We start from the raw sequence: 21776 nt of genomic DNA on the forward strand, positions 1-21776 counted from the left end.
AGGAGCCCGAACCACGGCACCGTGCCGACCGTATGAAATGAGGAGGTCACGGCGGACCGTACCCTTACGGCCATGCGAAACCGCCCCATCCCCGGCAGCTCCGGCGTCGTCCGGACGATGACCCTGCTCGGCGACCCCGTGCTGCACGCGCCCTGCGCCCCCGTCACCGAGTTCGGGCCCGAACTCGACGCCCTGGTGGAGTCGATGTTCGCCACCATGTACGCGGCGCACGGCGTCGGCCTCGCCGCCAACCAGGTGGGCGTGGGGCTGCGGGTCTTCGTCTACGACTGCCCGGACGACGAGGAGGTGCGGCACCTGGGGCACGTGGTGAACCCGCGCCTGGTGGAGGCGGACGGCGAGGAGTACCGGGGGCCGGAGGGGTGCCTCTCGCTGCCGGGCCTGGAGGCGCCGGTCGCCCGCTTCGACCGCGCGGTGGTGGAGGGCGTCCGCACCGACGGCACGCCTGTCCGCGTCGAGGGCACCGGATTCTTCGCCCGCTGCCTCCTCCACGAGCTGGACCACCTGGAGGGCCGCGTCTACGCGGAGCGCGTCACGGGGTGGCGGAGATCACGTCTCCTGCGCGCCGTCCGCAAGCAGCCCTGGGGCGAGGGCGTCCTCGCCCTGGAGGCGTAGCGGCGCCCTCTTCCCGGTACGGCTCCGAGCCCGAGCGCCCGGAGTCGGCACGCCCGCCCCTCCCCGCCCCGCCCCCTCCGGGGACGCCCCCACCCGGGACCCCGGCCGGAGGCGGGTGGCGCGGGGTCAGAAGCCCGGGCCGTCGGGGCGGTCGTCGGCCTCGGCGAGGCGGCCCCAGAGGAGGTCCGCGAGGGAGCGGACGAGTTCGGCGCGGGAGCAGGGGCGCTCGCCGAGCCACCAGTCGCCGGCGGCGTGCATCATGCCGACGATGCCGTGGCCCCAGATCCGGGCCTGCGCCTCGGCGGCCGGGCCGAGGTCGACGCGCTCGGCGATGACCTGCCCCAGCTCCTCGCCCATGCGGCGGAGCAGCGGGGCGGAGTGGCGGCCGACGTCGAAGCCCTGCTCGGTCTGGTGGGACTCCTCGGCCGGGTGCATGAGGAAGCGGTAGACCTGCGGCATCGCCTCGATGGAGGCGAGGTAGGTGTCGAGGGTGGACTCGACCCGGCGGCGCCGGTCGGCGGGGGCGTCGAGCGCGGCCCGCAGCGAGGCGAGGAGGGCGTCGGTGTGGCGGGTGGCGAGGGCGCGGTAGAGGCCGCCCTTGTCGCCGAAGTGGCGGTAGAGGATGGGCTTGGTGATGCCCGCCTCGGCCGCGATCGCGTTCATGGAGGCCTTGGGTCCGTCGCGGAGCACCACCCGGTCCGCCGCCTCCAGCAGTTCGCGCCGCCGCTGCTCGGCGGGCTTCTGCTGGTCGGTGGTCCGGTGTGCGATGTCCATAAGCGTGTCTCCCCGCCCGTGCGATGACCTGAGGCTGTCGCAACGTAACACCCGACCGGCACGCCGTGCCGAACCGCCTGATCCGCTTCGCCCGGGAGGCCCCGCAGGTTGACAGCCGTACCCACCGGTAACAGACTGGTGTTACCGCAAGTAACGTACTGCTGGGAGGGAACATGGCCGAGTTCACGTTCGAGCTCAATGACGACCAGAGGGAAGTCCGTGACTGGCTTCACGGCTTCGCCGCGGACGTCATGCGGCCGGCCGCCGCCGAGTGGGACGAGCGTGAGGAGACCCCCTGGCCGATCATCCAGGAGGCGGCCAAGCTCGGAATCTACTCCCTCGACTTCTACGCCCAGCAGTTCTTCGACCCCACCGGCCTCGGCGTCCCGATGACCATGGAGGAGCTCTTCTGGGGCGACGCCGGCATCGCCCTCTCCATCGTCGGCACCGGCCTCGCCGCCGTCGGCGTCCTCGCCAACGGCACCGAGGAGCAGATCGGCACCTGGGTGCCCCAGATGTACGGCGACGCGAACGACGTGAAGGTCGCCGCCTTCTGCTCCTCCGAGCCCGACGCCGGCTCCGACGTCGCCTCCATGCGCACCCGGGCCGTCTACGACGAGGCCAAGGACGAGTGGGTGCTCAACGGCACCAAGACCTGGGCGACCAACGGCGGCATCGCCAACGTCCACGTCGTCGTCGCGGTCGTCGACCCGGAGCTCGGCTCCAAGGGCCACGCCTCCTTCATCGTGCCGCCGCACACCCCCGGCCTCTCCCAGGGGCAGAAGTTCCAGAAGCACGGCATCCGCGCCTCGCACACCGCCGAGGTCGTCCTGGAGGACGTGCGGGTCCCCGGCTCCTGCCTGCTCGGCGGCAAGGACAAGCTCGACGAGCGCCTGGCCCGGGCCCGCGAGAAGGCGAAGGCGGGCGGCGGCGAGCGGGTGAAGAACGCCGCCATGGCCACCTTCGAGGCCTCCCGTCCGGCGGTCGGCGCGATGGCCGTCGGCACCGCCCGCGCCGCGTACGAGGTCGCCCTCGACTACGCGAAGACCCGCGTGCAGTTCGGCCGCCCGATCATCGAGAACCAGGGCGTCGCCTTCCAGCTCGCCGACATGGCCACGCAGATCGACGCGGCCCGCCTGCTGGTCTGGCGGGCCTCCTGGATGGCCACCGCGGGGAAGCCCTTCACGAACGCCGAGGGCTCCATGTCGAAGCTGTACGCGAGCGAGGTCGCCAAGTCCGTCACGGCCCAGGCGATCCAGATCCTCGGCGGCAACGGCTACACCCGCGAGTACCCGGTCGAGCGCATGCACCGCGACGCCGCCATCTACACCATCTTCGAGGGCACCAGCGAGATCCAGCGCATGGTCATCAGCCGCGCCCTCGGCAAGTAGCCGCCCCGCCGGGGCCGGTCTCAGCCGAACCAGACGACCAGGCGGACGTTCTCGTCACCGTGGACGGCCGCCAGGTCGCGCATCGACGCCCAGACCGGGCCCCAGCGCTCGCCGTCCGGCGGGGCGAGCATCCGGGGCGTGTACACCACCGGCCGGTGGACCGCCTCGTCCAGCGGGACCTCGCCGCCGGGCGGCCACTCGTACGGCCACAGGTCCTCGCCGAACAGCTCCTCCGCCGCGTCCAGGACCGCGGGCGGCGTCCGGGCCACGTGGTCCAGGACGAGGTCGCCGTCCGGCCCCGGCAGCCACACCCCGACGTGGTTGCCGTCGGCGCGGTCGTTCAGCGGCGCGTCCCAGTCGACGGCCGCCACCTCGGCCCAGGTGGCGTACGAGTGGCTGTGGTTGACCTCGTCGTCGAGGACGTCCTCCGAGGCGCCGTCCGGGACGCCCCGGGCGTCGAACAGCGGCCGCTCCACCTGGAGGGCCCCGCCGTACCCGAACAGGCACTCCCGCGCGTCCCTGTCCCGCACCAGCGCGCCGTCGGGCAGCCGGCCGCCCGCCGTCCACCGGCCGTCGGCCCCGCGCACCTCGATCACGCCGTCGATGTCCGTCCCCATCCGCGCGATGCTAGCCGCACGTTCCGCACGGCCGATCCGTACTGCGCCGGCCGGCCCGCACGCGCCGGCCGGCGCCGGCCGTCACACCACGCAGAACTCGTTGCCCTCCGGGTCCTGGAGCACCACCGCGTAGTGGTCCATGCCGTCCGGCTCGTCCATCGCGTACAGCACGGTCGCGCCGAGCGCGGTCAGCCGGGACACCTCCCCGTCGACCCGCGCCCGGCGCACCGCGAGCGGCACCCCGCGTCCGCCGCCGACCTTCAGGTCCAGGTGGAGGCGGTTCTTCCCCGTCTTCGGCTCCGGGACCTGCTGGAACCAGACCCGCGGGCCGACGCCCGCCGGGTCGACCAGGGACTCCGGCAGGTCCCCGGCCCCCTCGCCCAGCTCCTCCTCCGGGACGCCGATCGCCTCCCAGTACGCCCGCCAGCTCGGGTGGCCCTCGGGCGGCGGCTCGGGGACGTACCGCAGGGCCTCCGCCCAGAAGGGCACCAGCCGGTGCGGTTCGGCACAGTCGATCGTCAGCTGGAGGGTCAGCGGCGGGCGCCCGCCCGCCCCGTCCTCGTGGTTCTCGTCCATGCCGCCGAGCCTCCCAGACGCCACTGACAGCTGTCCGGATCCGGCCAACGGGCCAGAACAGGACGGCCCGAGGGCGGAAGCTACCCTCCGGTCACTTCCTGCGGGACAATCGCCACGCCGTCGCGACCGAGGGGAAGACACATGACCACCGAAGCCCGCACCGAAGCGCCCGTGCTCACTGGACTTCCGCTCATCGGCTCGATGTTCGACCTCAAGAACGACTCGCTCGGCACCTTCCTGCGCGCCCGGCGCGAGCACGGCGACGTCGTCCGCATCTCCGCGGGCCCGCCCGGCCTCCGCGCCCACGTCTACGCCGTCTTCTCCGCCGAGGGCGCCCAGCAGGTCCTCGCCGGAGAGTCCGCCAACTTCCGCAAGGACAACTCCTTCTACCAGGAGATCCGCGAGTCCTTCGGCAACGGCCTGCTCACCAGCCAGGACGACGACTACCTGCGCCAGCGCCGGCTCGTCCAGCCCCTCTTCACCAAGCGGCGCGTCGACGGCTACGCCGACGCCGTCGCCACCGAGGTCGACACCCTCACGGCCGAGTGGGAGAAGGCGGAGGGCGCCACCGTCGACGTCCTCCACGAGTCCACCCGGCTGGCCCTGCGCGCGGTCGCCCGCATCCTCTTCGGCACCGACGTGGACTCCGCCGTCGAGGTCGTCGAGCGCTGCTTCCCCGGCGTCGGCTCGTACGTGCTCCGCCGCGGGTACTCCCCGGTGAACGTGCCCCGCGAGTGGCCCACGCCGGGAAACAGGCGGGCCGCCGCCCTGCACCGGGCGCTCTACGAGGAGTGCGACCGGATCATCGCAGAGCGGAGGGCCGCCGGGCGGGCCGAGGAGGACGGCGACGACCTGCTGTCCCTCCTCATGCGGGCCGAGAGCGCCGAGGACGGCGCCTTCGACGCCACCGAACTGCGCGAGCAGGTCCTCGTCTTCCTGCTCGCCGGCCACGAGACGACGGCCACCTCCCTCGGCTTCGCCCTCCACCTCCTCGCCCTCCACCCGGAGGCCCAGCGGCGCGCCCACGAGGAGGTCGACCGGGTCCTCGCGGGCCGCAGGCCCGGCGCCGCCGACCTCGACGCCCTGCCGTACACGACCCGGGTCCTCAAGGAGGCGATGCGGCTCTTCCCGGCCGCGCCCGTCATCGGCCGGCGGGCCGTCGCCGCCACCACGGTCGGCGGCGTCGCCGTCCCGGCCGGCGCCGACGTCATCGTCGCCCCCTGGGTCACCCACCGGCACCCCGCCTACTGGGACGACGCCGAGCGCTTCGACCCGGACCGCTTCACCCCCGAGGCGGAGGCCGCCCGGCCCCGCTACGCTTGGTTCCCCTTCGGCGGCGGCCCCCGGGCCTGCATCGGCCAGCACTTCTCGATGCTGGAGTCGGTGGTCGCGCTCGCGATGATCCTCCAGCGCCACGGCTTCGAGGCCGTCGACACCGAGGTGCCGGTCACCCCCGCGATCACGCTCCAGGCGGCGGGCCCCGCCCGCTGCCGGCTCGTCCCCAGGGAGGCGTGACCGGCGGGGGATGCCCGGCCGCCGGACCCTAGTCCGCGTGCTTCCGGCCGTGGAGGTGGAGCGAGCGCAGGGCCGCCTCCAGGGCGAAGCGGCGGTCCGGGTCGAGGAGCCGGTCGCCGAAGTGGTTGTCGAGGTTCCGCAGGCGGTAGCGGACCGTCTGGGCGTGCACGCCGAGCAGTTCGCCGACCTGCTCGGCGGGGGCCCGGGTGGAGACGTGCACGCGCAGGGTCTCGATCAGCCGCTCGCGCCGGGTGCCGGACAGCCCGTCGAGCGGGGCCAGTTCGCGCCGGGCGAGCTGCGCGGTGAGCGCCGGGTCGGAGAGCAGCCACAGCGTCGTGAGGTGGTCCTCGCAGGCCACCACGGGCGCGTCCGGCACGATGCCCTCGTCGACGAGCTGGAGGATCCGCCGGGACCAGCGCAGGGAGTGCGCGGCCTGCGCGGTCGGCACGGTCAGCCCGAGGACGGCGGGCGTGCCGGCCAGCGCGGCGTCCAGCATCGCGCGGCGCTCGCCGGTCAGCGGACCGGGGACGAGCAGGTGCGGGTGGGGGAGGCCGAGGTCGGCGAGGACGTCGCGGTCGAGCCTGCTCTGGGCGACGCCCCCGGCGGGCGCCCTGAGGGCGACGACGGTGCACTCGGCGGGGAGCTCCCAGGACGCCTCCCGGCACAGCTCGGCGATGGTCGCCCGGGGCAGCGGCGGTCCGGCGACGACCAGGTGGAGCAGCTTCCTGCGCAGCGCGGTCAGGTCGGAGACCGCGCGGTTCTGGACGGTGGCGTACCCCTCGCGGGAGAGCGACTCCAGCTCGTCCACGTAGGCGAAGAGGGCGTCCGCGAAGGCCAGGATGAGGGTGGGGGAGAGGTTGTAGGTGCGGCCGATGCTCTTGGCGCGGCGCAGGGCGATGCGGGCGCCGAGCCGGTAGGCCCCGAGTAAGGTGTCGAGGTCCCGCCCCTCGTAGGCCTCCACCCGGCCGAACTGGCGCAGCAGTTCGTCGCGGAGCGTGGAGGTCGTCCCGGGGGTGTCGACCCGGTCCACGAAGGCGGCCAGGGCCTGCTCCACGCCCTGCCGGATGGCGTCGCAGTGCGGGCCGTTGAAGAGGTGGGCGTAGACGGGGTAGGCGCGCTCGATCTCGACGCCGATCTCCTTGATGAGGCCCGGGATCTCCGGTCGCATCAGGGCGGCGAACTCCCTGGGCAGCGGATCGAGCGGCTCACCGAGCTCCGGTGACTGTGCGATTGAGGGCATGAACCGATCCCTTGCTCTGCTACGTGACCGGTGGGGGAGCGGCACGGCGGCGCCCGACCTGGAGTGGTGGGCGCCGCCGTGGCCGTCAGGTACGTACCGATGTGGACTGCTGAAAGCTAGGACAACTGTTGTGTGCTGTACACAACTTGAGCAAGACTCAGCTCTTCTGTGAGGGGGTATGCGGCCGAGTCGGCCGGTAATCACCCCTGGGTGGCCGTTAGTTGACGGCGGAGTGCCAGTTCTGCGAGAAGACCCTGCCGGCGTCGGGGGCGCTGATGCCGGGGGCGTAGAGCCCGGTCAGGTGGGTCTGGGTGTCGTTCAGCGTGAGCTTGTTCTTTCCGGAGGCGGCGGGCAGGCCGGTCTTGAGGTTGACCGCCGCGTCGATGATGCCGAACCAGCCGAGGCCGCAGCCGCTGGCGCCGGGGACGGCGAAGGTGTCGTCGTACTGGGTGGAGCCGAGGAGGTTGAGGCGGCTCATGTCGCCCTCCTCGTTCGCCGAGCCGTCGCCGTTGAACCGCTCGACGCCGAACTCGGGGGCGTCGAGGTTGCGCGGGCGCAGCAGGATCGGGTCGGACTTCGTCCCGATGTAGCAGTTGTCGCCGAGGAAGGGGTTCTGCAGGCGGATGCGGACCGGGATGGTCACGATCGGCTGGTCGGTGAGGACGCCCGCGATCTGGTCGAAGGCGGAGGGGGTGCCGACCGACTCCATGGTGGCGGTGATCTTGTTGAGGCGGGCGTCCGACAGCTGCCGGCAGATGTCGGTGACGAAGGGGATGTCGCTCGGGCACATCAGCCCCATCAGTCCGCCGGGGACGGTGGCCGAGTCGGCGACGAGCGCCCCGCCGGCGGGTGCGACGACCGAGTTGGTGCCGTCGGCGTTCTGCACGACGCCGATCTGGAGGTTGGTCTTCCCGGTGGGGACGGTGGTGTTGCCCAGCTTGATGGAGCCGCTGAAGGAGTACGAGACGACGCACTGCGGCGAGGTGTCGAGGCCGTCCGAGGAGATCATCGCGGCGGCGTCGACGGGACAGCGGGTGGACGGCCCCCAGCCGCCGTTCAGCACCGGGGTGGCCGCGGTCGCCGTGCCCATGGAGGCGAAGGCGCCGAGCGCGGTGAGCGCGGAGACGGTGGCGAGCTTGGTGCGGGCGGAGACGAGGGGCATGGCGGGTGCCTTCCTGGGAGACGGGGGTGCGGGGCGTGACGGGGCGGTGCGTGGCGTGACGGGCCGGGGCGTGACGGGGCGGTGCGGGCGGTGCGGGTCAGCGTTCGGGCTTGGGGATCTGGCGGGGCTGGCCGTCCTCGGTGCACAGCTCGGCCGGGGGCTCGGGGACGCCCACGGAGCAGACGGGGCTCTGGATCTGCTTGATGTGGTTGCCGGGGCCGGAGATGGCGGCGGTGAGGAGCGGGTCGAGGTCCTCGCCGCCGGCGCCGCAGCCCGTGAAGGCCGGGATGAACGCCTCGCCGGTGAGCGGGCCGCCGTCGAGGACGAGGTAGCCCTTGGAGTCCTTGCCGTACTCGTACTCTCCCCGGCCCACCAGCACCAGGTGGTCCCCTGGGTACTTCTCGGGCTCGGGTTCGTGGGACTTGAGGGGCGTCTTCGTGCGGCAGGAGGGGCCGACGTCCAGCCGGGTGCCGTTCACCTCGGCGTCGAGGACGCGCAGGACGACGGGGACGCGGACGTGAGCCAGCGCGGTGTTGACCGGGAAGGTGAGGGCCATGTCGCCCCGCATGGTCAGGGGTCCCACCTGCTCCAGGACCACGGTCGCCGTGGTCGGGACGAAGCCGAAGGTCAGGAAGGTCGCCTCGAAGGGCGGGGTCTGCCTGCGCCCCTGGTAGGAGAGGCCGCCCTCCGCGGGGGTGATGATGTGGAAGGCGTCGGGTTTCTCCACGAACTCGATGAGGCCCTGCTCGACCTGGATGCAGCTGAGCGGGATGAGGTTGGCGCCGTTCAGCTTGCGCACGTTGGAGTAGCCGACGATGTACGCGGACAGCGAGGAGGGGGTCGGCTTCTCGGTGATGCAGGGCGGGGCGTCCGGGCGGGGCTCCTGGGTGGCGGGCGGCTCCTCGCCCTCCGGGGTCCCGTCGTCCGCCTGCTTCCCGGCCCGCGGGCCCTGCGGCGTCCCGCTCGCCGTCCCCGGCGTCGCCGGCGTCCCCGGCGTCGCCGGTGCCGTCCGGTCCGCCGGGAGCGGGGGCCGGGGCAGGCCGGTGCCGGGGGCGGACGGCGGGGGAGCGGACGGGGTGGAGGGCGGCGTGCCGGGCTCCCCGGTCGGGACCTCGGCGCCGACCGGGACCGCGGCCAGTCTCGTACGGTCCCCCGCGTCCTCGCCGGGGGCGCAGGAGAGGGAGAGGGACGGCGGGTCGGTGGCCGTGCCGTCGGCGGTGCCCGGGGCGAGGTCGACGGCGAACTTCCCGGCGGTGAGCGTCAGTTCGCCGGTGGTGTCCGTCGTCAGGGAGGGCACGTCGCCGGTCGTGGTGAGGACGAGGGGGCCTTCGGCGGGCACCGCGACGGGCTGCGCCGTGCCGCTCCAGACGGCCTCCGCGCGCTGCTCGCCCTGGGCCACGCCGACCGTGAGCCGGCTCTCGGCCCGTACGGTGGCGGCCTTGAGCGCGACGAGGTCGGCCACGGCCGCCGGGGGGAGCTCCACCGTCGTGGTGACGTCGGCGGGCCGGATCTCCTCGCCCACGGCTGCCCGTTCGGGGAAGGCCGCCGTGATCCGTACCGTCGCGGGCTGCTGTCCCGAGGGCAGGGCGCAGACGTAGGGCAGTGCGGCGTCGACCTTCAGCGACCCGGCGGCGACGGCCGCGGCCGGCAGCAGGGGGGCGAGCGCCACGAACGCGGCGATCGTCGCCCCGCGCGCCCGGGTGCGGGGGGATCGAGGGGTGGGCCCTGGGCCTCTCATGCGGTGCTCCGCTCGGGTCGTTCGCGAACGCGGACAGGCCCGCGTCCGCCGGGCGGGGGGCGCCGGCCGGACGGACGCGGGGTGCTGCTGCCTTACGGGTTGGAGCCGACGATCGTCGGGATGGTGGTGGTGCCGGCCACCTTGACGAGGTAGTCGCCCTTGAAGGTCGGCTTGGCGCCGACCGGGACGGCACCGCCGCAGTTGGTGGCCGAGACGACGGTGAGCTCGCCGGCCAGGCTGCTGACGGCGAGCTTGCCCGTCGAGTTGGTGTAGGTGCCGGAGGCCTTGCCCGTGACGCGGAAGGTGCAGGCACCCGCGGTCACCGTGGCGTTGACGTTGTCGATGTAGCCCTTCGAGACGCCGGTCGAGGCGGTGTAGTCGAAGACCTTCACGGCCCACGGCAGGGTCGGGGTGGCGACCACGGTGCCCAGCACGCTGGTGCAGGGCACGCCGGAGGCGCCGAAGACCATGGTGCTGATGGAGCCGACGGTGGCCGGGTTGCCGGTGGCGCTCTGCATCGTGCCGCCGGCGTTCGACTTCGTACACGTCATGGCGATGCCGTTGACGCTGAGCACGATGTTCCCGCTGTTGATCGCGGTGAAGTTGGCCGGGGACGGGGTGACGGTCCAGACCGTGGAGGCCACCGCGGAGGCGGGGCTCACGGCGAGGGCGAACGCGGAGGCGGCGGCTCCCGCGACGACGGCCAGGTTTCTGATCGGCTTCTTCATGGCTCTGGGGTTCTCCTTGGGGATTGACCGGCAGAGGGTGCTTCGGTGGGGGTGCTGCGGCGGGTGCGGACGTGGTCGGCGACCCGGCCGTCCTCCCGCCGCGAAACCAGACGTTACTTGCGGGAAACTTAGCCGAACAATGGCGCGAACCATGATTCTTTGAAGACGGCTTATTGCCTGTCAAGAGGGTGAGCGGTGGCGGGAATCCGCTTGGTTCCGGAGTGCGCAATGTCGACAATTATGATCGATCGTCCGAGGTCGGGCGAGGGGTCGGGCGGGCGTCGGCCGGCATTTCTCCGGGCGGTGACAATCCGGCTCCGCGAATTGTCTCCGCCCTGATAAGGAGACCGTCACCCGGTGCTGTTCCGTGAAAACTCCGGATCCGGTATTGCCCCGCGAGGTTACTCAGCCGTAGCGTTCCCGGGAGTCGACGCTCAGTCGCAGGTCGGCGCCCCATTCTGTCGCGACGGAGACAAGAGCGGACCCCCGCTTTGTCTGCGCGGTGACAAACGCGGAAGCGGATCAATGATTTTGCGCCACAGGTATTGTCCGGGTGATCCAGAACGGCCTACCGTGCGCCCGCGGCGCACGCGCCACGCACGCTTGCTGGAGGTGGGATGGGAATCGAAGTAGTCGTTGAGGGGCTGACCATGTCCTTCGGCAAGCAGAACATCTGGCAGGACGTGTCGCTGACGTTGCCGGCCGGAGAGGTCAGCGTCATGCTCGGCCCCTCCGGAACCGGAAAGACCGTTTTCCTGAAATCGCTCATCGGACTGCTGAAACCCCAGCGGGGTCGGGTGCTCATCAACGGCGTCGACATGGTCGGCGGGCGCGAACGGGACATCTACGAGACCCGGAAGCTCTTCGGTCTGATGTTCCAGGACGGCGCCCTCTTCGGCTCCATGACCCTCTTCGACAACATCGCCTTCCCGCTGCGCGAGCACACCCGCAAGCGCGAGTCCGAGATCCGGCGCATCGTCATGGAACGCATCGAACTCGTCGGCCTGCTGGGCGCCGAGGGCAAGCTGCCGGGCGAGATCAGCGGCGGCATGCGCAAGCGCGCCGGCCTGGCCCGCGCCCTGGTGCTCGACCCGCAGATCGTCCTGTGCGACGAACCGGACTCCGGCCTGGACCCCGTCCGCACCGCGTACCTCTCCCAGCTGCTGATCGACCTCAACGCGCGGATCGACGCGACGATGCTGATCGTCACCCACAACCTCGACATCGCCGCCACCGTCCCCGACAACATGGGGATGTTCTTCCGGCGCGAACTCGTCACCTTCGGCCCCCGCGAGGTGCTCCTCACCAGCGACGAACCGGTCGTCACCCAGTTCCTCGCCGGCCGCCGCGAAGGCCCCATCGGCATGTCCGAGGAGAAGGACGCCGCCACCCTCGCCGCCGAGGCCGACCTCGCCCCCGCCGGGCCGGCGGACGCCCCCCGCGTCATCGTCCCGCAGCTGGAGCCCTCGCCCGGGCTGCCCCCGCGCGCGGCCGTGATCCGCCGCCGCGAGCGCGTCCTCGGCATGCTGGACACCCTGCCGCCCGCCGCCCGCGCCGCCATCGAGTCCACCTACGCGCGCCACGCCGCCGCGCCGACCGTCCCGCTGCCGTCCGCCGGGGGCGGCGCGTGATCGGCGGGGCGCTGCGGCAGACCGGCCGCCTCTTCGCGCTCGCCGCCGAGGTGAGCCGGGCGGTCTTCCGCAGGCCCTTCCAGTTCCGGGAGTTCGTCGAGCAGTTCTGGTTCGTCGCCAGTGTCACCATCCTGCCGGCCGCCCTCGTCTCCATCCCGTTCGGCGCCGTGATCGCCCTCCAGGTCGGCTCGCTCACCCAGCAGCTGGGCGCCCAGTCCTTCACCGGCGGCGCCTCCGTCCTCGCCGTGATCCAGCAGGCCAGCCCGCTCATCGTCGCCCTGCTCATCTCCGGCGCCGCGGGCTCCGCGATCTGCGCCGACCTCGGCTCCCGCAAGATCCGCGAGGAGCTGGACGCCATGGAGGTCATGGGCGTCTCGCCCGTCCAGCGCCTCGTCGTCCCGCGCGTCCTCGCCACGATGGCCGTCGCCGTGCTCCTCAACGGCATGGTCTCCGTCGTCGGCACCCTCGGCGGCTACTTCTTCAACATCGTGCTCCAGGGCGGCACGCCCGGCGCGTACCTCTCCAGCTTCTCCGCCCTCGCCCAGCTGCCCGACCTCTACGTCAGCGAACTCAAGGCCCTGGTCTTCGGGTTCATCGCGGGCATCGTCGCCGCCTACCGGGGCCTCAACCCGCGCGGCGGCCCCAAGGGCGTCGGCGACGCCGTCAACCAGGCCGTCGTCATCACCTTCATGCTGCTGTTCTTCGTGAACATGGTGCTGACGGGCCTCTACCTCCAGATCGTCCCGCCGAAGGGAGGCTGAGACGATGGCCTCCCCGCTCGCCTGGCTCGACCGCTCCGGCGACCAGCTGCTGTTCTACGTGAGGGCCCTCCTCTGGGTCCCGAGGACCCTGCGCCGCTACCTCAAGGAGGTGCAGCGGCTGCTCGCCGAGGTCGCCTTCGGCTCCGGCGGCCTCGGCGTCGTCGGCGGCACCGTCGGCGTCATGATCGCGATGACGCTCTTCACCGGGACCGTCGTCGGACTCCAGGGCCACGCCGCCCTCGAACAGATCGGCACCGCCGCCTTCACCGGCTTCGTCTCCGCCTACTTCAACACCCGCGAGATCGCCCCGCTCGTCGCCGGCCTCGCCCTCTCCGCGACCGTCGGCGCCGGCTTCACCGCCCAGCTCGGCGCGATGCGGATCAACGAGGAGGTCGACGCCCTCGAAGGCATGGGCATCCGCTCCATGCCCTACCTGGTCACCACCCGCATCATCGCGGGCGTCGTCGCCATCGTCCCGCTCTACGCGATCGGCCTGCTCTCCTCCTACCTGGCCTCCCGCACGGTGACCGTCCTCTTCAACGGACAGTCCCGGGGGACGTACGACCACTACTTCAACCTGTTCCTGTCCCCGACGGACGTCCTGCTGTCGATGCTGAAGGTGCTGATCTTCAGCGTGATGGTGATCGTCGCCCACTGCTACTACGGCTTCCGCGCCTCCGGCGGCCCCGCCGGCGTCGGCATCGCGGTCGGCCGGTCCGTGCGCAACGCCATCGTGCTGATCAGCGTCACCGACTTCTTCCTGTCGCTCGCCATCTGGGGCGCGACCACGACCGTGAAGGTGGCGGGGTGAGATGAACGCTCCACGAGGCCAGACCCTGCGCCGCCGCTCCGCCGGCGTCGTCTTCCTGCTGGTCCCCGCCCTGCTGGCCTGGCTGGCGGTGGCCGTCTACGAAAAGAAGTTCACCGACTCCGACCCGATCACCGTCGAGACCGGCAGCGTCGGCAACGAGATGCACCTCGGCGCCGAGGTGAAGCTCCGCGGCGTCGTCGTCGGCGAGGTCCGCGCCATCGACGCCACCGAGACCGGCGCCCGGCTCACCCTCGCCATGCGGCCCGGCACCCTGGAGCACGTCCCCTCCGACGTCCGCGCGCAGATGCTGCCGACCACGCTCTTCGGCGAGCGGTTCGTGGCCCTCGTGCCGCCAGGGAACCCGTCGACCCGGCCCCTGGGACCCGGCGCCGTCATCCCCGAGGACCGCTCCGGCAACGCCGTCGAACTCCAGCAGGTCCTCGACAACCTGCTGCCGATGCTCACCGCCGTCCAGCCGCAGAAGCTGTCCGCCACCCTGTCGGCCGTCTCCCAGGCCCTCGAAGGCCGCGGCGAGAAGCTCGGCGACACCCTCGCCCGGCTCGACGGCCACCTCAAGAAGTTCAACCCCCACCTGCCCGCCCTCACCCGGGACCTCAAGGAACTCGTGAAGGTCAGCCACCTCTACGCGGACGCCGCCCCGGACATCCTGACGGCGCTCACCGACTTCACCACCACCAGCGGCACCCTCGCCGAGAAGGAGGCGGCGCTCTCCGGCACCCTCGGCGCCACCACCCGCACCGCCCAGGACCTGACCGCCTTCCTGCGGAAGAACAAGGACACCGTCATCCGGCTCGGCGCCACGAGCCGGCCCACCCTGGAACTGCTCTCCGCGCACTCCTCCTCCTTCCCCTGCACCCTGCGCACCCTCGCCCAGTTCGTGCCCGCCATGGACAAGGCGCTCGGCAAGGGCACCAAGCGGCCGGGACTGCACGTGAACGTCACCACCGCGCCCTCCCGCGGCGCGTACCTCCCCGGCCGGGACACCCCGCGGTACGGCTCCGGCGGCGGCCCCCGCTGCTACCCCGTGCCCTACCTCGGCGTCCCCGCCGCCCCCGCCGCCCGCGCGTCCGCCGCCGCCGACCAGGACCTCGGCCCGGCCAACTCCCCGCAGGAGAACGACCTCGTCACCGAACTCCTCGCCCCCGCCGCCGAGAAGAGCCCCGGGGACCTGCCCGACTGGAGCAGCCTGCTCGCGGGCCCGGCCTTCCGCGGAGCGGAGGTGACCCTCCGATGACGACGCAGACGAAGACCGCGAAGCGGAGCCACACCCGGCGCCGCGGACTCACCGGCACCGTCCTCAAGTCCCTCGCGTTCGTCCTGGTCACGGCCCTGGCCACCACCGTGCTCGGGTTCAGCATCGCCAACACCGGCGTCGGCGCCCCCACCCGCTCCTACAAGGCGCTCTTCACCGACGTCACCGGCCTCGTCGCCGGCGACTCGGTGCGCATCGCGGGCGTGAAGGTCGGCGAGGTGACCGACGTGCGGGTCGTCGAGCGGCGCACCGCCCAGGTCACCTTCTCGGTCCGCGAGGACCGCACCCTGCCCCGCTCCGCCACCGCCGCCGTGAAGTACCTCAACATGGTCGGCCAGCGGTACGTCTCCCTCGGCCGCGGCAGCGGCGAACTGACCGGCACCCTGGCGGACGGCGACACCATCCCGCTCGACCGCACCACCCCCGCCCTCGACCTGACCCTGCTGTTCAACGGCTTCAAGCCGCTCTTCGAGGGCCTCTCGCCCGCCGACGTCAACGACCTCGCCGGCTCGCTCGTCCAGGTCCTCCAGGGCGAGAGCGGCACCGTCGACAGCCTGCTGCGCCACATCGGCTCCCTCACCAGCACCGTGGCCGCCAAGGACAAGGTCGTCGGGGAGGTCGTCACCCACCTCAACACCGTCCTCACCACCCTCAACGACCGCGAGGCCGGCTTCGAGGACCTCGTCGTCACCCTCCAGAAGCTCGTCACCGGCTTCAACACCGACCGCAAGCCCCTCGGCGAGGCGGTCCGGGCCATGGGCGACCTCACCACCACCACCGCCGGACTCCTCCAGGACGGGCGGGCCCCCCTGAAGAAGGACATCCGCGAACTCGGCAGGCTCTCCGGCACCCTCGGCGACCACACCCCGCAGATCGAGGACTTCCTGGCCCGCACGCCCGGCAAGCTGACCGCCCTGGCCCGCCTCTCGTCGTACGGCTCGTGGTTCAACCTCTACCTCTGCGAGGCGCGCGTGAGCGGAGTGAAGTCCTCCGACGGCTCCGAGCCGCCGACCGGCATCGCCGTGACGGAACCGAGGTGCCGCGGATGAGCCCCCTCGGCCGGATCAAGCCGGTGAAGGAACGCAACCCCCTCGCGGTCGCCGTCGTCGGACTCGTCCTCCTCGGCCTTCTCGCCACCCTCGCCTACAACGTCGACCGGCTCCCCCTCGTCGGCGGCGACACCTCCTACAGCGCCGACTTCTCCGAGGCCGCCGGGCTCGACTCCGGCGACGAGGTGCGGATCGCCGGCGTCAAGGTCGGCGAGGTCACCGGCGTCACCCTCGACGGCCCCAAGGTCAAGGTGACCTTCGAGGTCGGCGACGCCTGGGTCGGGGACCGGTCCACCGCCGCCATCGCCATCAAGACCCTCCTCGGCGAGAAGTACCTCGCCCTCGACCCGCTGGGCTCCGCCCGCCAGGACCCCGGGACCCGCATCCCGCTCTCCCGCACCACGTCCCCGTACGACGTGACGCAGGCCTTCCAGGACCTCAGCGGCACCATCGACGACATCGACACCGCCCAGCTCGCCGAGAGCTTCCGGACCATCTCCGACACCTTCAAGGACTCGCCGCCGCACGTGCGCAGCGCCGCCGACGGCCTGTCCGAACTGTCGAAGACCGTCTCCAAGCGGGACACCGAACTCGCCCGCCTCCTCGAGAACAGCGACCGCTTCACCAAGACCCTCAAGAACAAGAAGTCCAGCTTCGAGGTGCTCCTGGAGGACGGCGGCTCCCTGCTCGGCGAACTGCAGAAGCGCCGCGACGCCATCCGCGCCCTGCTCAAGGGCAGCCGGGCGCTCGGCACCGAACTCAGCGGCCTCGTCGACGACAACGACCGGCAGCTCGGCCCGACCCTCAAGGCCCTCGGCCGGGTCACCGGCGTCCTGGAGAAGAACAGCGGGCAGCTCGACAAGACGCTCGCGCTCGTCGGCCCGTACTACCGGCTCGTCGGCAACACCCTCGGCACCGGCCGCTGGTTCGACAGCTACCTGTGCGGCGTGGTGCCCCGCGAGTACCTGCCCGCAGGCTCCCTGCCCGCCACCGGCTGCATGCCGCCGAAGCAGAAGACCACGGCGAAGGGGAGCGGTGCCCGATGACCAGGACCAGAAGACCCCTCGTCGCCGGCCTCGCGCTCGCGGTGCTCGCCGCCTGCGGCCTCGTCGCCGTGCGCGTCCTCGACGGGGACGGCATCCGCGTCACCGCCTACTTCGACCGGGCCGTCGGCATCTACGCCGGATCCGACCTGCGGGTCCTCGGCGTCCGCGTCGGAGAGGTCGAGTCGGTGGAGCCCCAGGGCACCCGCGTCCGCGTCGCGCTCCGCCTCGACGAGGGCGTCCGGGTCCCCGCCGACGCCCGCGCCCTCGTCGTCGCCCCCAGCGTCGTCGCCGACCGGTACGTCCAGCTCAGCCCCGCCTACAGCGAGGGCCCCGCCCTCGGCGACGGCGCCGAACTCCCCGCCTCCCGCAACCGCGTCCCCGTCGAGATCGACCAGCTGTACGCCTCCATCACCGACCTGAGCGAGGCGCTCGGCCCGAACGGCGCCAACTCCGCCGGAGCGCTCTCCGCCCTCCTCGACACCGGAGCGAAGAACCTCAAGGGCAACGGCGCCGCCATCGGCACCTCCATCGACCGCTTCGGCAAGGCCGCCAAGACCCTCGACGGCAGCAGCGAGAACCTCTTCGCCACCCTCGCCCAGCTCCAGAGCTTCACCACCATGCTCAAGGAGAAGGACAGCTCCGTCCGCACCGCCCAGGAACGCCTCGACGACGTCGTCGGATTCTTCGCCGAGAACAAGGACGACCTCGCCGGCGCCCTCCAGGAACTCGGCAGGGCCCTCGCCCAGGTGAAGACCTTCATCAAGGACAACCGCGGCGAACTGAAGAAGAACGTCGACCGGCTCGTCCCCCTCACCCAGACCCTCGTCGATCAGCGCGCCTCGCTCGCCGAGGCCCTCGACGTCGCCCCCCTCGCCGCCGGCAACCTCGTCAACGCCTACAACCCGTCCACCCGGACCATCGACGGCCGCGCCAACCTCAACGAGATCAGCATGGGCGGCCCGCTGCTCCCGCTGCCCGTCACCGGAGCCGCCGCCGGCGGAGCCGCCCCCACCGCCGGACCCCCGGCCCCCACCGCACAGGAGGACTGGTGAGACGCCCCCGCCTGCCCTCGGCCAGGGCCGCGGGCGCCGGAGCCGTCGGCGCGGTCGCGCTCGGCCTCGGCCTGGCCGTCGCCCTCGGCGCCGTGCCCTCGGTCCCCGTCCGCTTCGACGGCATCGAGGACCTGCCGCTGCCCGGCGGCGCCGACCTCGGCGCCCACCCCTACACCGTCACCGCCGAGATCGCCGACGTCCTCAGCCTGGTGCCGCAGTCCGCGGTCAAGGTCAACGACGTCGCCGTCGGCCGCGTCACCGCCATCGAACTGGACCCGGCCACCTGGTCCGCCCGCGTCACCCTCAAGATCAACGGCGAGGTCCGGCTCCCCGCCGACACCGGCGCCCGGGTGGAGCAGTCCAGCCTCCTCGGCGAGAAGTACGTCCAGCTGGTCGCCCCGCCCCAGGCAGCCGCCACCGCCCCCCGGGGCACGGTGCAGGCCGCCGCCCGCCGGGACGCCGGCGCCCGCCTCACCGACGGCAGCGTCATCCCGCTGACCCGCACCAACCGCAACACGGAGGTCGAGGAGGTGTTCGGCGCCCTCTCCCTCCTGCTCAACGGCGGCGGCGTCAACCAGCTCAAGACCATCACCCGTGAACTCGACGCGGCGCTCGGCGGACGCGAACCCGAGGTCCGCTCCATGCTCAGGCGGGTGAACACCCTGGTGACGAACCTGGACGCGCACCGCGGCGACATCACCCGCGCCCTCGACGGCCTCAACCGGCTCTCCACCACCCTCGCCGGCCGCAAGAAGGACGTGGACACCATCCTCACCGACCTCTCGCCCGGCCTGAAGACGCTGGAACAGCAGCGGGGTTCGCTGCTCACCATGCTCCGCGCCCTCGACACCCTCTCCGGCGTCGCCGTCTCCACCGTCGAGGCGAGCAAGAAGGACATGATCGCCGACCTCAAGGCCCTCGCCCCGACCCTCACCGCCCTCGCCGACGCCGGCGCCGACCTCCCGGACTCGCTCCAGGTGCTGCTCACGTACCCCTTCACCGACGAGGTCATGAAGGGCATCAAGGGCGACTACCTCAACACCTACCTGTACCTGGCGGCCGAACCCGGCACCGAGGTGATCCCGCCGCTCGTCCCACAGGCGGACCCCACCCCGACGCCCACCCCCACGCCGGCCCCGACGGACCCGGAGGCCCCCGCCGCCCAGCGGCGGGGCGCCGACGGCACCGCCCCGGGCACGCGGTCGCCCCTGCCCCTGCCCCCGGTCCGGACGGCGCCCCCGTCCGGACCGGTCACCACCCCGAAGGACGGAGGCGCGCAGCGGTGATCACCCGTACCGTACGGCTGAAGAACCTCGCGTTCCTCGTCATCGCCGTCACCGTCCTCGCCTTCGTCGGCATCCGCTACGCCGACCTCGGCCGCTACGCCGGAGTGGCCGACCACTACACGGTGCGGGTCCACCTCGCCCGTACCGGCGGCCTGTTCACCCACTCCGACGTCACCTACCGGGGCGTCTCGGTCGGCCGGGTCGGAGCCATCGACCTGACCGCCGACGGGGTCGTCGCCGAACTGCGCATCAAGAAGTCGGCCCCGCGGATCCCCGCCGACGCGCAGGCCGTCGTCGCCGGACTCTCCGCCGTCGGCGAGCAGTACATCGACCTGCGCCCGGACAGCGACGGCGCCCCCTTCCTCGCGGACGGCGCCCGCATCGAGCAGGCCGACACCCAGGTCCCGGCTCCGGTCACCGACGTGCTCAGCAGCATGGACGACCTGACCCGCTCCGTCCCCCTGGACTCGCTGCGCACGGTCGTCGACGAACTCGGCAAGGCCTTCGAGGGCCACGGCGACGACCTCCAGGTCCTCCTGGACAGCGGCAGCGCCTTCGTCCAGGCCGCCGACCGGTCCCTCCCGGCCACCACCCGCCTCATCGAGGACGGCGAGGTCGTCCTGCGCACCCAGGCCGAGGAGAGCCGCGCCATCCGGGACTTCGCCACCGGCGCCCGCGAACTCTCCGCCACCCTCAAGGACTCCGACGCCGACCTGCGCCGGCTCCTCACCGTCACGCCCGACGCCGCCGGCCAGGTCAGCGGCCTCCTCGACGACCTCGACCCCAGCCTGAGCGTCGTCCTCGCCAACCTCCTCACCACCTCCGAGATCGCCCTCACCCGGCAGCGCGGCATCGAGGAACTCCTCGTGAAGTACCCGGCGGCCGTCTCGGCCGGAGCCACCGCCGTGGACGGCGGACGCTTCCACATCGGTCTTGCCGTCACCTTCTTCAAGCCGCTGCCCTGCACCTCCGGCTACGGCGGTACGCGCTACCGCAACGGCCTGGACCTCGGCACCGCGCCCGCCCTCAACACCGGCGCCGCCTGCACCGCCCCCGCGGGCTCCGGCGTCAACGTCCGCGGCTCCGCGCACGCCCCGAAGGGCGACGCCGCGCCCGCCCCGGCCCGTTCCGCCCCGCTGCTGCCGGACGCGCCGCCCCGCAAGGGCGGGGCGAAGCCGGTGCTGCCCGGCGCGCTCGCCCTGCCGGGCGGGTCCGACGGACCGACGGACATGGCCGGGCTCCTCGGTCTGAGGACCGGGAGCGCCCGATGAGGCGGGCCGGGCTCCTCTCCGCCGCCGCCCTCGCCGTCGCCGCCGGCTTCTGCGCCACCGGCGCCTGGACCTACGTCCAGGCCCGCACCGACCAGGAGCTGGCCTTCGGCCGCGAGCGGGACACGGCCCTCGCCGAGGGCCGGCAGCGCCTCACCGTCCTCAACTCCCTCGACGCCTCCACCCGCGAGCGCGCCGAGGCGGGCATCCAGGCCTGGCGCGACGCGTCCGCCGGCCCGCTCCGCGCAGAGCTGGGCCGCACCGAGCCCGCGGTGGGGGCCTCGGCCCGCGCCACCGTCACCGAGGCCGCCCTCACCGCCCTCGACGCGCGCGCGGGGACGGCGAAGCTCATCGCGACCGTGCGCGTCGACGTCACCCCGAAGGGCGGCACCGCCACCACCGACCGCAAACGCCTGGAGGCCGTCCTGACCCGCACCGGCGAGCACACCTGGCAGGTGGCGGCGCTCAGCGCGGTGCCCGTCGCCGGAACCGAGGAAGGCGGGAACGAGTGAGCCGAACGCTGCCGACCCCCGAAACGGAAACCGGGCCCGAGAAGACGGCCGGGCCCGAGAAGACGGCCGGGCCCGGAACCGAAGACGGAACCGAGCCCGACCCCGCAACCGAGCCCGAGCCCGGGACCGGGGAGGCCGCCGGGGACGAGGAGGCGGCCGAGGACGGTACCGGCGCCGGCCCCCGCCGCCCCGCCGGCGTCCGCCGCAAGGCCGCCCTCGCCACCGCCCTCGCCGTCCTCCTCCTCGGCGGCGGCGCCTTCTTCCACGGCGCCCACCAGCTCCGGTCGACGCCGTCGGCGCGGAACCAGGCGCTCACCGACGCCGCCGCGACCACCCGCGTCGGGGGCGACGTCGCGGAGGGCCTCGCCCGGATCTTCTCCTACACGCCCACCAGCTCCGACGCCGCCGAACGCAGCGCCGGGACCGTACTGGCCGGCCGCGCCGCCCGCCAGTACGCCGACCTGTTCGCCCAGGTCCGCAAGAGCCTGGTGGAGCAGCGGATCACCCTCTCCACCCAGGCCGTCCGCACCGGCGTCATCGAGCTCGACGGGGACACCGCGCGCCTCCTCGTCTTCCTCGACCAGGTCTCGCGCCGGGACAGGGCCGCGGCCACCTCCGCGGCGGCCCAGCTCACCGTCACCGCGCGGTTCCAGGACGACCGGTGGCTGATCACCGACATCAAGGCCCGCTGACCATGGGCGGGAGACGGGAGC

21 protein-coding genes are annotated in these 21776 nt (G+C 72.8%); 14 read left to right on the plus strand and 7 right to left on the minus strand.

The annotated features are described in order from the left end of the window. The first annotated feature begins 72 nt into the window (after positions 1–72). The gene (def, locus tag ACFW6A_RS26275; protein WP_386480622.1) at positions 73–633 is read left to right on the plus strand and encodes a peptide deformylase; all 561 of its coding nucleotides are present in this window, start codon (positions 73–75) and stop codon (positions 631–633) included. A 126-nt stretch (positions 634–759) separates the two neighbouring features. On the opposite strand, the gene ACFW6A_RS26280 is transcribed toward def, so the two are convergent. Next, on the minus strand, positions 760–1407 hold the full coding sequence (locus ACFW6A_RS26280) for a TetR family transcriptional regulator (protein WP_351851713.1): 648 nt from the start codon (positions 1405–1407) through the stop codon (positions 760–762). A gap of 173 nt (positions 1408–1580) precedes the next feature. On the opposite strand from ACFW6A_RS26280, the gene ACFW6A_RS26285 reads away from it, so the two are divergent. Then, on the plus strand, positions 1581–2798 hold the full coding sequence (locus tag ACFW6A_RS26285; protein WP_386643357.1) for an acyl-CoA dehydrogenase family protein: 1218 nt from the start codon (positions 1581–1583) through the stop codon (positions 2796–2798). 20 nt (positions 2799–2818) lie between these two features. On the opposite strand, the gene ACFW6A_RS26290 is transcribed toward ACFW6A_RS26285, so the two are convergent. Next, complete coding sequence (locus ACFW6A_RS26290) at positions 2819–3415, minus strand: hypothetical protein (protein ID WP_386480618.1); 597 nt, start codon at positions 3413–3415, stop codon at positions 2819–2821. An 81-nt stretch (positions 3416–3496) separates the two neighbouring features. Then, complete coding sequence (locus ACFW6A_RS26295; protein ID WP_386643360.1) at positions 3497–3991, minus strand: VOC family protein; 495 nt, start codon at positions 3989–3991, stop codon at positions 3497–3499. A gap of 141 nt (positions 3992–4132) precedes the next feature. Between ACFW6A_RS26295 and ACFW6A_RS26300 the strand changes: the two genes are divergently transcribed. Continuing rightward, the gene (locus tag ACFW6A_RS26300) at positions 4133–5506 is read left to right on the plus strand and encodes a cytochrome P450 (protein WP_386480612.1); all 1374 of its coding nucleotides are present in this window, start codon (positions 4133–4135) and stop codon (positions 5504–5506) included. 28 nt (positions 5507–5534) lie between these two features. Here ACFW6A_RS26300 and ACFW6A_RS26305 read toward each other — a convergent pair whose 3' ends face one another. The 4 genes from ACFW6A_RS26305 to ACFW6A_RS26320 form a co-directional block, all read right to left on the minus strand. Next, positions 5535–6746, minus strand: coding sequence for a helix-turn-helix domain-containing protein (locus ACFW6A_RS26305; RefSeq protein ID WP_351851701.1), 1212 nt, complete (start codon positions 6744–6746; stop codon positions 5535–5537). Between the two features lie 217 nt (positions 6747–6963). Then, entirely contained in the window at positions 6964–7908 is a 945-nt protein-coding gene (locus ACFW6A_RS26310; protein WP_351851699.1) for a hypothetical protein, read from the minus strand. 97 nt (positions 7909–8005) lie between these two features. Then, positions 8006–9577, minus strand: a complete 1572-nt coding sequence (locus ACFW6A_RS26315; protein WP_386643362.1) for a DUF6801 domain-containing protein — start codon at positions 9575–9577, stop codon at positions 8006–8008. Between the two features lie 161 nt (positions 9578–9738). Next, positions 9739–10374: a hypothetical protein gene (locus ACFW6A_RS26320; protein WP_351856558.1), complete on the minus strand. Its 636-nt coding sequence runs from the start codon at positions 10372–10374 to the stop codon at positions 9739–9741. A gap of 617 nt (positions 10375–10991) precedes the next feature. Here ACFW6A_RS26320 and ACFW6A_RS26325 point away from each other — a divergent pair. From ACFW6A_RS26325 to ACFW6A_RS26375, 11 genes are read left to right on the plus strand one after another with little or no spacing between them, the layout of a single operon-like run. Next, complete coding sequence (locus ACFW6A_RS26325; protein ID WP_351856560.1) at positions 10992–12005, plus strand: ATP-binding cassette domain-containing protein; 1014 nt, start codon at positions 10992–10994, stop codon at positions 12003–12005. Further along, positions 12002–12766, plus strand: coding sequence for an ABC transporter permease (locus ACFW6A_RS26330; RefSeq protein ID WP_351856562.1), 765 nt, complete (start codon positions 12002–12004; stop codon positions 12764–12766). Before ACFW6A_RS26325 ends, ACFW6A_RS26330 begins: the two co-directional genes overlap by 4 nt. Before the next feature lie 4 nt (positions 12767–12770). Continuing rightward, the gene (locus ACFW6A_RS26335; RefSeq protein WP_351856564.1) at positions 12771–13577 is read left to right on the plus strand and encodes an ABC transporter permease; all 807 of its coding nucleotides are present in this window, start codon (positions 12771–12773) and stop codon (positions 13575–13577) included. Between the two features lies 1 nt (position 13578). After that, positions 13579–14832, plus strand: coding sequence for an MCE family protein (locus ACFW6A_RS26340; protein WP_351856566.1), 1254 nt, complete (start codon positions 13579–13581; stop codon positions 14830–14832). Next, positions 14829–15899 (plus strand): MCE family protein, encoded by a 1071-nt coding sequence (locus ACFW6A_RS26345; RefSeq protein WP_386643367.1) that lies wholly within the window; start codon positions 14829–14831, stop codon positions 15897–15899. Before ACFW6A_RS26340 ends, ACFW6A_RS26345 begins: the two co-directional genes overlap by 4 nt. After that, entirely contained in the window at positions 15896–16945 is a 1050-nt protein-coding gene (locus tag ACFW6A_RS26350) for an MCE family protein (protein ID WP_351856570.1), read from the plus strand. Before ACFW6A_RS26345 ends, ACFW6A_RS26350 begins: the two co-directional genes overlap by 4 nt. Then, positions 16942–17997 carry an MCE family protein gene (locus tag ACFW6A_RS26355; protein ID WP_386643370.1) on the plus strand — a complete coding sequence of 352 codons (1056 nt, stop codon included), beginning with the start codon at positions 16942–16944 and terminating at the stop codon, positions 17995–17997. The genes ACFW6A_RS26350 and ACFW6A_RS26355 overlap by 4 nt, the downstream gene beginning before the upstream one ends. Continuing rightward, positions 17994–19283, plus strand: coding sequence for an MCE family protein (locus ACFW6A_RS26360; RefSeq protein ID WP_386643373.1), 1290 nt, complete (start codon positions 17994–17996; stop codon positions 19281–19283). Before ACFW6A_RS26355 ends, ACFW6A_RS26360 begins: the two co-directional genes overlap by 4 nt. Continuing rightward, the gene (locus ACFW6A_RS26365; RefSeq protein WP_351856575.1) at positions 19280–20554 is read left to right on the plus strand and encodes an MlaD family protein; all 1275 of its coding nucleotides are present in this window, start codon (positions 19280–19282) and stop codon (positions 20552–20554) included. Before ACFW6A_RS26360 ends, ACFW6A_RS26365 begins: the two co-directional genes overlap by 4 nt. Then, positions 20551–21063 (plus strand): hypothetical protein, encoded by a 513-nt coding sequence (locus ACFW6A_RS26370; RefSeq protein ID WP_351856577.1) that lies wholly within the window; start codon positions 20551–20553, stop codon positions 21061–21063. Before ACFW6A_RS26365 ends, ACFW6A_RS26370 begins: the two co-directional genes overlap by 4 nt. Next, complete coding sequence (locus ACFW6A_RS26375) at positions 21060–21755, plus strand: hypothetical protein (RefSeq protein WP_386643378.1); 696 nt, start codon at positions 21060–21062, stop codon at positions 21753–21755. The genes ACFW6A_RS26370 and ACFW6A_RS26375 overlap by 4 nt, the downstream gene beginning before the upstream one ends. The last annotated feature ends 21 nt before the right edge of the window (positions 21756–21776 follow it).

Origin of the sequence: Streptomyces sp. NPDC058758 (assembly GCF_042746075.1) — a bacterium.
In the GTDB taxonomy this organism is placed as follows: Bacteria; Actinomycetota; Actinomycetes; order Streptomycetales; family Streptomycetaceae; genus Streptomyces.